The organism is Agromyces sp. NPDC055661 (genome assembly GCF_053618135.1).
The window spans coordinates 1100069-1112624 of record NZ_JBSHHC010000001.1 but is presented as its reverse complement, the minus strand read 5'-3'; the positions used below and the strand labels follow the sequence as shown (position 1 = coordinate 1112624).

Here is a 12556-nt window from a genome sequence, read left to right as displayed (position 1 = left end):
AGCAAGGAGCACCGATGAAGGCAATGGAGCCTCGTCTCACCCGTGCCGTCGTGGAGTGGACCGGCTGGGGCAGCACGCCCAGTCCCGTCCGCGACGACGCGCGGGTCATCGCACGGTTCGGCGGGGTCGCCGGACCGGCACTCGCCAAGGCGGCCCGCACCCTCGAGGCCGACTACGCCGCGTCCTCCTCGGAGTTTCGGCTGCGGCATCCCGAGCTCGGCGGCGACGCCGTCGACGCGCTCGCCTGGAGCGCCGCGTACGACCGCGGCTGACCGGCGCGCATGACGCGAGGCGGCCCCGCCCCCACCGGGGACGGCCGCCTCGTCGCGTGCCCGAGTCAGTTGACGCCGGGGATCACCAGCCAGCGGTTCGCGAGGATCAGGTAGAGCGCGATCGCGACGAGGGCGATGATCGTGATCGTGCGTCCGGTGCGGCCGCCGGCGAAGAGCGCCACGGCCAGCACGACGAGCGTGGCGACGGCGAGCACGATGGCGCCGAACGGGATGCCGGGGATGAACAGCGCGAGCAGGAACAGGCCTGCGACGACGATCTCGATGATGCCGACGATCGTCGAGCCGCGGCGCGCCCGCAGGCGCAGGATGCCGTCGACGAGCGCGAGCGCGCCGCCGATGAGGGCGATGACGAGGAGCCAGGACAGCGTGATCATGGGGTCCCTTCGGGTTGGTGTGGGGGTCACCGCGACGCGGGAGGGGACTCCCACGACGCGGCCAGCGTAGTGACGGGCGGTTGCGGCGCGGCAGGGCTTGCACGCGACACGCCGGGCCGTGTATGCCGCCGCCCGTATGCGCCGCGGGGCCGGCCATACGTCCCGATCTCGCGGCATCCGGAATGCAATGCGGAGTCATGCGGTTTCACCACGGGTCGCCCGCGTGCTGGACTGGTTCCGCCCGGGCGACGAACGAACGCCCGCCGGGCCTCGACATTCCCCACGAAGGAGCACCACATGACCCGCGCTCGCCGCGCCCGCACCCTGCTCGGCCTCGCCGCAGCATCCGCCGCACTCATCGCCCTCGCCGCCTGCTCGAGCGGCGCACCCGCGGCGAGCGACAGCGCGGAGGGCGGCGACGAGTTCGGCCTGCTGAAGGCGGGCACGCTCACCGTCGCGACCGAGGGCACGTACCGTCCCTTCAGCTTCCACGAGGACGGCTCGGGCGACCTGGTCGGCTACGACGTCGAGCTCGCCGAGGCCGTCGCCGACAAGCTGGGCCTGAAGGTGGAGTTCCAGGAGACGCAGTGGGACGCGATCTTCGCGGGCCTCGACGCGGGCCGGTTCGACGTGATCGCGAACCAGGTCTCGATCAACCCCGAGCGCGAGGAGCAGTACCTCTTCAGCGAGCCCTACACCGTCTCGCCCGGCGTCATCGTCGTGAACGAGGGCGACTCGTCGATCTCGAGCTTCGACGACCTCGCCGGCAAGACGACCGCGCAGTCGCTCACGAGCAACTGGTACGAGCTCGCCCAGGAGTCCGGCGCGAACGTCGAGGCCGTCGAGGGCTGGGCGCAGGCCGTCTCGCTCCTGCAGCAGGGCCGCGTCGACGCGACGATCAACGACAAGCTCACCTTCCTCGACTACGTGAACACGACGCCCGACGCGGCGATCGAGGTCGCCGCCGAGACCGACGACCCGTCGCTCAGCGCCCTCGCCTTCACGAAGGACAAGCAGGCGCTCGTCGACGCCGTGAACGGCGCGCTCGCGGAGCTGCGCGACGAGGGCGTGCTCGCCGAGCTCGGCGAGAAGTACTTCGGCGCCGACGTCTCGCAGTAGGTGAGCCCGTCACCGGGTAGGGTGGCGGCGCGGCGGATGCCGCCGGAGGGAGGCTCCCGGTGAACGAGGACCTGCAGCTCTTCCTGGAGTCGTTCTGGCCCATCGTCTGGGGCGGCATCACGGGAACCATCCCCCTCGCGCTCATCTCGTTCGCGATCGGGCTCGTGCTCGCCCTCGGCGTCGCGCTCATGCGGCTGTCGCGGAACCGCGTGGTCTCCGGCATCGCCCGGTTCTACGTCTCGGTCATCCGCGGCACGCCGCTGCTCGTGCAGCTGTTCGTGATCTTCTACGGACTGCCGGCGATCGGGATCGTCATCGACCCGTGGCCGAGCGCCATCGCGGCCTTCTCGCTGAACGTCGGCGGCTACGCCGCCGAGGTCATCCGCGCCGCCATCCTCTCGGTGCCGAAGGGCCAGTGGGAGGCGGGCTACACGATCGGGATGTCGAACGCGAAGACGCTGCGGCGCATCATCCTGCCGCAGGCCGCGCGCGTCTCGGTGCCGCCGCTCTCGAACACGTTCATCTCGCTCGTGAAGGACACGTCGCTCGCCTCGCTCATCCTCGTGACCGAGCTCTTCCGGGTGGCGCAGCAGATCGCAGCGTTCAGCCAGCAGTTCATGCTGCTCTACCTCGAGGCGGCGCTCATCTACTGGCTGTTCTGCCTGGCACTGTCGTCGGGGCAGAACGCCCTCGAGAGGAGGCTCGACCGACATGTCGCACACTGATCCGCCGGGTCGCGACGACGAGCGCGACGGCGACGGCGACGGCACGGATGCCGCGGGCGGCGACGCCCTCGCGCCCGAGACGCCCGCCGACCACACGATGGTGCTCACCGCGCGCGGCATCCGCAAGTCGTTCGGGCAGAACGAGGTCTTGCGCGGCGTCGACCTCGAGGTGCGCCGTGGCGAGGTGGTCGCCCTCATCGGGCCGAGCGGCTCGGGCAAGACCACCGTGCTGCGCTCGCTGAACGGACTCGAGACGCCCGACGCGGGCACGATCGCGGTCGACGGGGGTCCGTCGATCACGTTCGGCGCGCCCGTGCCGAAGGCCGACCGGTTCGCGCTGCGCGACCGCTCGGCGATGGTGTTCCAGCACCACAACCTGTTCCCGCACATGACCGTGCTGCAGAACGTCATCGAGGGGCCGACGCAGGTGCAGCGCGTGCCGAAGGCCAGGGCGATCGCGGAGGCCGAGGCGCTGCTCGCGCGCGTCGGACTGTCGGAGAAGCGCGACGCCTACCCGTTCGAGCTGTCGGGCGGGCAGCAGCAGCGCGTCGGCATCGTGCGCGCCCTCGCGCTGAAGCCCATGCTCCTGCTGTTCGACGAGCCGACCAGCGCCCTCGACCCCGAGCTCGTCGGCGAGGTGCTCGCCGTCATCAAGGAGCTCGCCGAGGAGGGCTGGACGATGGTCATCGTGACGCACGAGCTCGGGTTCGCACGCCAGGTGGCCGACGAGGTGCTGTTCCTCGACGGCGGAGTCGTCGTCGAGCAGGGCCCGCCGTCGCAGCTCTTCACCGCGCCCCGCGAGGAGCGCACGCGCCGGTTCCTCGAGCGGATCCTGCGCCCGTTCGACTGAGACCCCATCGGCCAATCTGCGTGATTGGCTTATGGTCCGAGCAGACAATCAATGGCCGCCCGCAGTCCGCCATCCAAGGTCCAGACGTCCACGACGTGGGTTTTTCGGTTCAGGCTCGCGCGAAGGCGTCGATACTCGGTTATGAGCAGCATGTCCCCGGCCTCAAGGGTTTCGGTAGCTAGATTATCGACGAAGTTCGCGACACAAGGCTGTGTCTGAGCGAAGAACTCGCGAACGAAATCCTGATCCCAGTTTGCCGGAATGAATGTCCATGGCAATTCGTCTCGAATGGTTTGATCGATGCACTCGTCCAGTAGCTGAGCGCATCGACGGCGGTGGTGGCCCGAAGCAATCCGCTGGACATGTTGAGATGTCTCGATGACTGCAGCAATCGGCAGCACCAGAGAGATTCCGTCTGTTCGACGTTGCTCGAGCCCGGCTAGGACGTCGTTGCGGTCGTTCGCCTCGTTTGGTATGTCAACCACATTGATCAGAATGGACGCGTCAACGACTTCCACCCGCTTCATGAATTCTCCAGGTTCAAGAAGGTGCTTGTGGGTCGAGGTGTGCGCGTTAGTTCTCCCTGCATCAAGGCCGATCCAAGCCTCCCGCTACCAGCTAGTCGGAGGTAGTTGGCATGATCCGTTAGCGGTGTCAAGGTCGAATGCCCGTCCTCGGATCGCCCGCAAACCACTACTCCGCCGTGATCGTCAGGAGTCAACGCATCGAGGAGCGCCGGGCTATGCGTTGTAACAACCAGGGTAACGGCACGCTCGTCAGCCTCAGACTTGAGCAGCTGAAGCACACCCGCTGCCTGAGAGGGATACAACCCGTTCTCAATCTCCTCGACGACCAGAGTTCGTGTCGAACTCTGGTCGAGCTGACTCGACGATGTGTTCCGCAATCTGCCTAGAGCGAGAAGGGTGGAAAAGATTGACAGATACCGAAGCGTGCCATCGCTCATTACCGAAGCGGGTACAACCTGTTGGTCGCCAGCGAAGCTCTCGGCTAATGCGACCATCACATCGATGAGTCCGCGGCTTGGCAAGGTCGCTTCTGCGAACGTAATCTCAGCCATTCGGTCGCCGATGAGGTTCTTTAGGAGTTTGTTTAGCTTGTCCCAAGCCTCGCCGTCATGTCGCAGGGAGTAGACGACCGCGGACGTTGTCGTACCGGAACGGTCGGGGAGCGCGCCGACGCGAGGATATCCGCGCATTAGTCCGGGTACGGGATCCAACACAAACACACCGCGAAGGGCATCTGTGACGACTTCACATGCACTGATTACGCGCGTTCGCGCTTGAGTGTCGGCTGGAATCTTGGTCAGTGCTTGTACCACGGCCAACCGTGACGACAAGAACTGAAAGACCTTTGGCTGCGATCCCGAGTACACCTCAGCGTCGGAGATACCGCTCCCTGGGTGACGGTGGTGTGACCTAATGAGAACCTTGGTCTTACCCTTTGCTCGTTCCGTGAGGATTTCTTGAGTAACTTCGGGCTCCGCCGCCACGTCAATAACGATGTCCAGGTCGTAGCGAGTGCTGTCGTCTTCGACGGTGCATCCGACGCGCACCTCTGTCGTGCCGAATGGTGCAGCATTCTTAATGCCGCCGCGAAGACCGGCAACCTCCAGTTCGTCCCGCTCGAGGTCAGCAACCCCGCGCTCTTCAGCCAAGAGCGCGAGGAGCGAAAGTGCGTCAAGCGCGTTCGATTTTCCGCTCGCGTTGGGACCGACCAAGATACATAGCGGTTCAATGCGCAGTTCGGCATCTTCGAAGCTCTTGAACGAATTCATTCGAACTTCGGTTACCCGCGCTCGCCGCATCTCGATATCCCTTCACGCTCATGGCGACACTACCGGTTCCGACTCCTCGGAGGCGCGGGGCGTAGCGTTGACGCATGGCCGCCCGCACCCCCGGAGTCACCGCTCCGGCCGCGCGGGCCCAGGTGGAGCCGACCCTCGACGCCCGGATTCCGGACATGCGGCAGCGTCGCGCCCTCGGCATCTTCCGCGTGCTCATCGCCGCGATCGAGGTCGTCGCGCTCATCGGCAACTACGAGTACGTGCTCGGATTCCGCTTCTTCGCCACCGCGAACTTCTTCAGTTACTTCACGATCCAGTCGGCGATGCTCGCCGTCGCGACGCTCGGCATCGCCGCCGCCTACGCGCTGCTCGCGCCGAGCGATCCGCCGTGGCTCGGCGTGCTGCGCACCATGGTGACGGCCTACCTGCTCGTCTCGGGGATCGTGTTCGCGCTCATCGTGAGCCAGGCGTCGACGCGCGACTACCGCGTCGACGTGCCCTGGTCGGACACGCTGCTGCACTGGGTCGTGCCGGCGCTCGCCGTGATCGCGTGGACGACCGACAGCATCATGGCGGTGAACCCGCCCGTGCCGTGGTCGACGGTCGGCTGGGTGCTCGTCTATCCGTCGCTGTGGCTGCCCTACACGCTCTGGCGCGGCGCTGACGTGGGCTGGTACCCGTACTTCTTCCTCGACGAGGCGCAGGTCGGCGGGGCACTCGGGGTCGCGCTCTACTGCGCGCTCGTGCTCCTGATCTTCGTCGCGGTCACGGCCCTGCTCGTCGCCATCAACCGGGCGTTGTGGCGTAGGGCGCGAGCCCGACGAGGATCGCCTCGAGGAACTCCCGATCGTCGAGCGCTTCCAGACGAGGTGCCTGCCCCGCCGCGATGACGCCGACGAGGATCGGCTCGCCGGTCTCCCGGCCGACGTCGAGCCAGGCGGCGACGGGCGAGGGCGTGCCCACGAGCGTGAGCACGTCGGGCACGGATGCCACGGGCTCGACGGATGCCGCGTCGCCCGAGGCATCCGCCTCGCCGTCGCCGCCCGCGGCGGTGCCGCCCTCGCGCCAGAACGCCTCGTCGAATCGCAGCCACACCACGTCGATCGCGCCGGTCTCGAGCACGGCGATCGCGTGCTGGTGCGCGTACGGCAGCGCGGGGGAGAAGCGCAGCGTGTCGGACTTCAGCACCCCGAGCGGGACCGTCACGATCGCGCGGTCGACGGTGAGGGACTCGCCCGAGTCGAGGCGCAGGCTCACCCGGGTGTCGTTGTAGGCGATGCGCGTCACCACGCTCGACACGGCGATGTCGACCTGGTCGGCGAGCCCGTCGAGGAGGTCGGAGAGGCGCCCGGTCACGAGGCGGGACCCGGGCGGGAACGCGGTGGTCGGTGCCGTGCGCGCGGACACGCGGCTCGGCGGCGCGCCCGTCGCCGGCTGCACGTCGCTCGTGATGGTGTGCGCGAGCCACGACGCCGGGCTGACGCCGTCGTCGCCGGGGGCCTGCGAGAGTGGGACGACGCCCGACTGCACGAGCGCGTCCGCGAGCGAGACGTCGCGGGGCGCGGCCTCCGCCCAGGCGCGGGCGGTGTCGACGGCCTCGTCGCCCGTCGGCGGGATCGCGACCACGGCGCCGTCGACGGTGCGCGCCTCGACCACGCCGTCGAACGTCAGGGTGTCGACGGATGCCGCGCCGAGCGCCTCGGCGAGCGGCTCGTCGTCGGGCACCAGCACGGGGCCGAGCTCGACCGGCCGGTCGAAGCCGTCGACGTCGACCGACCACACGCGCCCGCCCGCCCGGTCGCGCGCCTCGACGACGACGACCTCGAAGCCCTGCTCGAGGAGGTGCACCGCCGCCGTGAGCCCGGCCATGCCCGCGCCGATCACGGCGATGCGCTCGCCGGACTCGGCGACGCGGGCGACGTGCTCGGCCGCGGCGAGTCCGGAGTCGCGTGCGCCGGTGATGGTGCCCGGGGCGTCGGGGGAGCACGCCTCGCCGGCGATCCAGAGGCGATCCTCGACGGGGTCGGCGAGCGAGGAGCGCAGCTCGGGGGTCGTGCCGACGCCGTCGAACGAGAACGCGCCGCGTGCGAACGGGTCGGAGCTCCAGCTCGAGCGCCGCATCGCGGTCGGCAGGGGGACGCCGTCGGGCACCGCCGGTGTCGGCGTCGGCGTGGGCGACGGGGTCGGGCTGGCCGTGGGGGTGGTCGTCGGGTTCGGCTGCCCCCAGGTGCAGCTCGAGAGGGCGACGGCGGCGATCCCCGAGAGCGACGCGGCGAGGAAGGTTCGCCGGGCCATGCCGCCGGACCCCGCCCGAGACTCCATGTGGTTCAGGCTAGTCGACGGCCTCTGCGCGGGTTGAGGAGGGCGCGCAGCGCTCGTCCGGCCCGCGCGTTGGGGAGGGCGCTCCTCAACCCGCGGACATGCCCGACGACCCCGAAATGCATGAGAATCCTCGCTTCGCCCCCTCGCGGAGACCCATCGCGCGGATTCTCATGCGTTTCCGGTGCGCCGGGTGTTCGTTACCCCGCCGCGACGAACCCGTCAGCGACCGAGAGCGCCTCGTCGATCACGTCGAGGCCGCGCACGAGCTCGTCCTCGGTGATGACGAGCGGCGGCGCGACGTGCATCCGGTTGAAGTGGATGAACGGCCAGAGGCCGGCCCGCTTGCACGCGGCCGCCACGGCCGCCATCGGCGCGGCATCCGCACCCGACGCGTTGAACGGCACGAGCGGCGCGCGCGTCGCGGCATCCGACACCAGCTCTATCGCCCAGAACAGGCCGAGGCCGCGCACCTCGCCGACCGACGGATGCCGCTCGGCCATCGCCTGCAGGCGCGGCTCGACGACGCGCGTGCCGAGGTCGCGCACGCGCTCGAGGATCCCGTCGCGCTCGAACACCTCGAACGTCGCGACGCCCGCCGCGCACGCGAGCGGGTGGCCCGAGTACGTGAGGCCGCCCTGGAACGACACCGTGTCGAAGTGCGCCGCGATGCGCTGCGAGATGACCACGCCGCCGAGCGGCACGTACCCCGAGTTCACGCCCTTGGCGAAGGTGATGAGGTCGGGGGTCACGCCGAAGTGGTTCACGGCGAACCACTCGCCGACGCGGCCGAAGCCGACCATGACCTCGTCGGCGATGTAGACGATGCCGTACTTGTCGGCGAGTGCCCGCACGCCCTGCAGGTAGCCCGGCGGCGGCACGAGGACGCCGTTGGTGCCGACGACCGTCTCGAGGATGATCGCGGCGATCGTCGACGCGCCCTCGAGCGTGATGACCTGCTCGAGGTGCGCGAGCGCGCGCTCGGTCTCCTGCTCGGGCGTCGCGGCGTGGAACGACGACCGGTACGGGTACGGCCCGAGGAAGTGCGCGACGCTGCCGTCGCTCGGCTCGTTCGCCCAGCGGCGCGGGTCGCCCGTGAGCGAGATCGCGGTCGCGGTGCCGCCATGGTAGCTGCGGTACATCGAGAGCACCTTGCGCCGGCCGGTGACCGCGCGCGCCATGCGCACGGCGTACTCGTTGGCGTCGGCGCCGCCGTTCGTGAAGAACACCTTGTCGAGGTCGCCGGGCGCGACCTCCGCGATGCGCCGGGCGAGCTCGCCGCGCACGTCCGACGCCATGGACGGCTGGATCGTGGCGAGGCGGCCGGCCTGCTGCTGGATCGCCGCGACGAGGTCGGGGTGCTGGTGCCCGAGGTTGAGGTTCACCAGCTGGCTCGAGAAGTCGAGGTACGCGTTGCCCGCGTAGTCCCAGAACGTCGAGCCCTCGCTCGCGGCGATGGGCAGCGGGTCGATGAGGGCCTGCGCGCTCCACGAGTGGAACACGTGGCCGCGGTCGTCGGCGCGCACCTGCGCGTCGGCCGCGGGGTCGGGCAGCGGATGCCGCGTGCCACTGCGGTCGACGTACGTCGCCGTGTCGATGAGGGTGTCGGTCATGTCGGGGTCCTCAGTGGTTGCTCGGGAAGCCGAGGTTCACCTGCGACTCCGACGGGTCGGGCCAGCGCGTCGTGACGACCTTCGAACGGGTGTAGAAGTGCACCGACTCGGGGCCGTAGATGTGCGAGTCGCCGAAGAGCGAGTTCTTCCAGCCGCCGAACGAGTAGGCGCCGATGGGCACGGGGATCGGCACGTTCACGCCGACCATCCCGACCTCGATGTCGAACTCGAACTGGCGCGCGGTGCCGCCGTCGCGCGTGAACACCGCGACGCCGTTCGCGAAGTCGTTCGCGTTGATCAGGTCGACGGCGTCCTCGTACGACGCGACGCGCACGACCGAGAGCACCGGGCCGAAGATCTCGTCGTCGTAGACCTTCATGCCGGGCCTCACGTGGTCGACGAGCGAGGTGCCGACGAAGAAGCCGTCGCCCTCGAACGCCTGCTGCGTGCCGTCGACCACGACGGTGGCGCCCTCTGCGGCGGCGCCCGTGACGTACGAGGCGACCTTGTCGCGGTGCTCACGGGTGATGAGCGGGCCCATCTCGCTGGCCGGGTCGGTGCCGTCGCCGATCCGCAGCGTCGCCATGCGCTCGGCCACCTTCGCGACGATCGCGTCGGCGACCTCGTCGCCCACCGCGACGAGTACGGAGACCGCCATGCAGCGCTCCCCGGCCGAGCCGTACGCGGCCGAGACGGCGGCGTCCGCCGCGGCATCGAGGTCGGCGTCGGGCATGACGACCATGTGGTTCTTCGCGCCGCCGAGCGCCTGCACGCGCTTGCCGTTCTCGGACGCGCGGCGGTAGATCGAGCGGGCGATCGGCGTCGAGCCGACGAACGAGACCGCACGCACGTCGGGCGAGTCGAGGATCGCGTCGACCGCGACCTTGTCGCCGTGGACGACGTTGAGCACGCCGTCGGGCAGGCCGGCCTCCTGGAACAGCTTCGCCAGGAAGAGGGAAGCGCTGGGGTCCTTCTCCGACGGCTTCAGCACGACGGTGTTGCCGCACGCGATCGCCGAGGCGACCATCCAGAGCGGCACCATGACCGGGAAGTTGAACGGCGTGATGGCCCCGACCACGCCCACGGGCTGCTTGGCCTGGTGAACGTCGACGCCGCGCGCGACCTGCTCGGAGCGCTCGCCCTTCAGCAGGTGCACGAGCCCGGCGGCGAACTCGACGTTCTCGATGCCCCGGCTGATCTCGCCCTTCGCGTCGGAGAGCACCTTGCCATGCTCGTCGGTGAGGATCGCGGCGAGCTCGTCCTGGCGCTCGACGAGGAGGTGCCGGAGCTTGAAGAACACGTCCGCCCGCTTGATGAGGCCCGTGGCGCGCCACCCGGGCAGTGCGGCCTTCGCGGCGGCGATCGCCTCGTCGACCTCGGCGGTCGAGGCGAACGCGACGCGTCGCGACACCTCGCCGGTGGCGGGGTTGAAGACGGGACCGGTGCGGTCGTCGCCGCCGACCTCGCGGCCGGCGACGAAGTGACGGACGAGGGCGGTCTCGCGGTCGTCGGCGACCTCGCGGTCGACGGTGTCCTGGACGAGGCTCATGGCGCTCCTTCGGTTGGTTCGTGACGACGGATGCCTCGGCACCGCGTCAACGGATGTGCGTGCCGCCGGACGTCATGTCGGACAGATCGACCGAGTTCGTCTAAGCTGGCGTTTTCCCAGTCTTGCAGAGCCAGAGAGGCCGAACTGATGGCAGACCGTCGCGAAGACGAGCCGAACCATACGGATCGTCCGAACGGCCCAGGAGAGCGCGGCGGCGACGCCGGACTGCCCACCGTGCGCGAGATCCTGACCCTCGAGGCCGTCGCGCAGGGCGTGCCCGAGGTGCTCGCGGGCGACGACGCGCTCGACGCTCGCGTGCGCTGGGTGCACGCATCCGACAGCGCCGGCGTGGCCCGACTGCTCGACGGCGGCGAGCTGCTGCTCTCGACCGGATCGGGCTGGCCGACCGAGCCGGCCGACCTCGAGGCGTTCATCGCGGGGCTCGTCGACGCGGGCGTCGCGGGCCTGGTGCTCGAACTCGGGGTGCACTACCGCTACGTGCCCGCGATCGTCGAACAGGCGGCCCGCGAGCACGGCCTGGCCCTCGTCGCGCTGCACCGCGAGGTGAAGTTCGTGACGCTCACCGAGGCGGTGCACAGCCGCATCATCTCCGAGCAGACCGAGGCCCTCCGGGCGCGCGACGAGGTGCGTGAGCGGTTCACGGCGCTGAGCCTGCGCGGCTCGCCCGCGGACTTCATCGTGCACCAGCTCGCGCAGACGCTCGGCGCCGCCGTGGTGCTCGAGAACCTGGCGCACGAGGTCGTCGCGGCCGAGGTGCCGCCCGCCGCCGAGGAGGGGCTCTTCGCGGGGTGGGAGGCACGCTCGCGCGCGGCGCATCGCGACGACGAGCAGCGGCGCCGCGACGGCCGGCCCGCCGGCGCCGACGAGTGGCTCATCGTGCCCGTCGAGGCCCGCGGCATCCGCTGGGGGCACCTCATCGCGCTGCCCGGCCCCGCGCACCCCGCCGGTCGGGTGAGCGTGCTGGAGCAGGGTGCGATCGCGCTGGCGCTCGGACGGCTCGCCGACGGCGGCGCCGACGAGTGGACGCGCATCGGCCGGCAGCGGCTCGTCGACGCGCTGCTCGAGGGGCGGTTCGCGGGCATCGCGGGGGCGGCCGCCCGGCTCGAGGCAGCCGGGCTCCCGGTCTCGGGTGCGCGGCTGTACGGCATCGTCGCGACGGGTCCTGCGATCCCCGACGGCGCAGCGGATGCCGCGGCGCGCGCCCGCGGCGGCCGGGCCATCGATGGCGTGGGGCCCGGCGCCACGGTCACACGGTCGGCGCGCGTCGTGCTCCTGTCGCTGCCGGCGCCGCTCACGGATGCGGCCGCGAGCCGCTTCGCGTCGGACCTCGTCGGCGGCGACGCGGCATCCGCCGACCGGCTCGTCGTGTCGATCGGCTCGGTCGCCGACGGGCTCGACGGCTTGCTCGGCTCGGTGCAGGAGGCGACCGACCTCTCGCGTGGGGCGCGCCCGCGCGGGGTGCGTGCCGCGGTGCTGCGGCGCGCCGACGAGCGGCCGCTCATGCGGCTCGTGACCTCGCTGCGCGACGACCACCGGCTGCTCCGGCACAGCGAGCGGATGCTGCAGCCGCTCATCGAGTACGACCTCGCCCGCGACGGCGACCTGCTGCACGTGCTCGGGGCGGTGGTCGCACATCCGGGCAACCGCACGGCGGCCGCCGCGGCGAGCCACCTCTCGCGCTCGGTCTTCTACCAGCGGCTCGCCCTCATCGGCGACCTGCTCGGAGCAGACCTCGACGACGGCGAGACGCTCACGGGCCTGCACCTCGCGCTGCTCGTACGGCGCAGCGCGGCGAGCTGAGCGAACTTTTTACTTGCTATTGACAAGTTCACTTGCAAAGAGCAAGCTATGGATCACACCGGAACCAACCGACGACGATCCACGGAGGA

General features: G+C 70.1%; 12 protein-coding genes. 6 read left to right on the top strand and 6 right to left on the bottom strand.

Going from position 1 to position 12556, the window contains the following annotated elements; genetic code table 11:
• Window positions 1-14 precede the first annotated feature (14 nt).
• The gene (locus ACWGO8_RS05080) at window positions 15-272 is read left to right on the top strand and encodes a hypothetical protein (protein WP_376955844.1); all 258 of its coding nucleotides are present in this window, start codon (window positions 15-17) and stop codon (window positions 270-272) included.
• 65 nt (window positions 273-337) lie between these two features.
• Here the strand turns inward: ACWGO8_RS05080 and ACWGO8_RS05075 are convergent, their stop codons facing one another.
• A complete protein-coding gene (locus ACWGO8_RS05075; protein ID WP_376955845.1) occupies window positions 338-667 on the bottom strand; it encodes a hypothetical protein in 330 nt (109 codons plus the stop codon).
• 297 nt (window positions 668-964) lie between these two features.
• Here ACWGO8_RS05075 and ACWGO8_RS05070 point away from each other — a divergent pair, with 297 nt between their 5' ends.
• The 3 genes from ACWGO8_RS05070 to ACWGO8_RS05060 all read left to right on the top strand — a co-directional run bounded on the left by ACWGO8_RS05070 (window position 965) and on the right by ACWGO8_RS05060 (window position 3361).
• Window positions 965-1786: an amino acid ABC transporter substrate-binding protein gene (locus ACWGO8_RS05070; RefSeq protein ID WP_376955846.1), complete on the top strand. Its 822-nt coding sequence runs from the start codon at window positions 965-967 to the stop codon at window positions 1784-1786.
• A 59-nt stretch (window positions 1787-1845) separates the two neighbouring features.
• Window positions 1846-2511 (top strand): amino acid ABC transporter permease, encoded by a 666-nt coding sequence (locus tag ACWGO8_RS05065; RefSeq protein WP_376955847.1) that lies wholly within the window; start codon window positions 1846-1848, stop codon window positions 2509-2511.
• 97 nt (window positions 2512-2608) lie between these two features.
• Complete coding sequence (locus ACWGO8_RS05060) at window positions 2609-3361, top strand: amino acid ABC transporter ATP-binding protein (RefSeq protein ID WP_452043520.1); 753 nt, start codon at window positions 2609-2611, stop codon at window positions 3359-3361.
• A gap of 29 nt (window positions 3362-3390) precedes the next feature.
• On the opposite strand, the gene ACWGO8_RS05055 is transcribed toward ACWGO8_RS05060, so the two are convergent.
• The gene (locus ACWGO8_RS05055) at window positions 3391-3888 is read right to left on the bottom strand and encodes a hypothetical protein (RefSeq protein WP_452042026.1); all 498 of its coding nucleotides are present in this window, start codon (window positions 3886-3888) and stop codon (window positions 3391-3393) included.
• Window positions 3885-5156 carry an AAA family ATPase gene (locus ACWGO8_RS05050; protein WP_452042025.1) on the bottom strand — a complete coding sequence of 424 codons (1272 nt, stop codon included), beginning with the start codon at window positions 5154-5156 and terminating at the stop codon, window positions 3885-3887. The genes ACWGO8_RS05055 and ACWGO8_RS05050 overlap by 4 nt, the downstream gene beginning before the upstream one ends.
• A 104-nt stretch (window positions 5157-5260) precedes the next feature.
• On the opposite strand from ACWGO8_RS05050, the gene ACWGO8_RS05045 reads away from it, so the two are divergent.
• Window positions 5261-6055: a Pr6Pr family membrane protein gene (locus tag ACWGO8_RS05045; protein WP_452042024.1), complete on the top strand. Its 795-nt coding sequence runs from the start codon at window positions 5261-5263 to the stop codon at window positions 6053-6055.
• Here the strand turns inward: ACWGO8_RS05045 and ACWGO8_RS05040 are convergent.
• The 3 genes from ACWGO8_RS05040 to ACWGO8_RS05030 form a co-directional block, all read right to left on the bottom strand.
• Window positions 5952-7487: an FAD-dependent oxidoreductase gene (locus ACWGO8_RS05040; protein ID WP_452042023.1), complete on the bottom strand. Its 1536-nt coding sequence runs from the start codon at window positions 7485-7487 to the stop codon at window positions 5952-5954. The genes ACWGO8_RS05045 and ACWGO8_RS05040 overlap by 104 nt on opposite strands.
• Before the next feature lie 197 nt (window positions 7488-7684).
• Window positions 7685-9097 carry an aminotransferase class III-fold pyridoxal phosphate-dependent enzyme gene (locus ACWGO8_RS05035; RefSeq protein WP_452042022.1) on the bottom strand — a complete coding sequence of 471 codons (1413 nt, stop codon included), beginning with the start codon at window positions 9095-9097 and terminating at the stop codon, window positions 7685-7687.
• Window positions 9098-9107: 10 nt separating this feature from the next.
• Window positions 9108-10646, bottom strand: a complete 1539-nt coding sequence (locus ACWGO8_RS05030) for a CoA-acylating methylmalonate-semialdehyde dehydrogenase (protein ID WP_452042021.1) — start codon at window positions 10644-10646, stop codon at window positions 9108-9110.
• A gap of 147 nt (window positions 10647-10793) precedes the next feature.
• On the opposite strand from ACWGO8_RS05030, the gene ACWGO8_RS05025 reads away from it, so the two are divergent.
• A complete protein-coding gene (locus ACWGO8_RS05025) occupies window positions 10794-12467 on the top strand; it encodes a PucR family transcriptional regulator (protein WP_452042020.1) in 1674 nt (557 codons plus the stop codon).
• Window positions 12468-12556 lie beyond the last annotated feature (89 nt).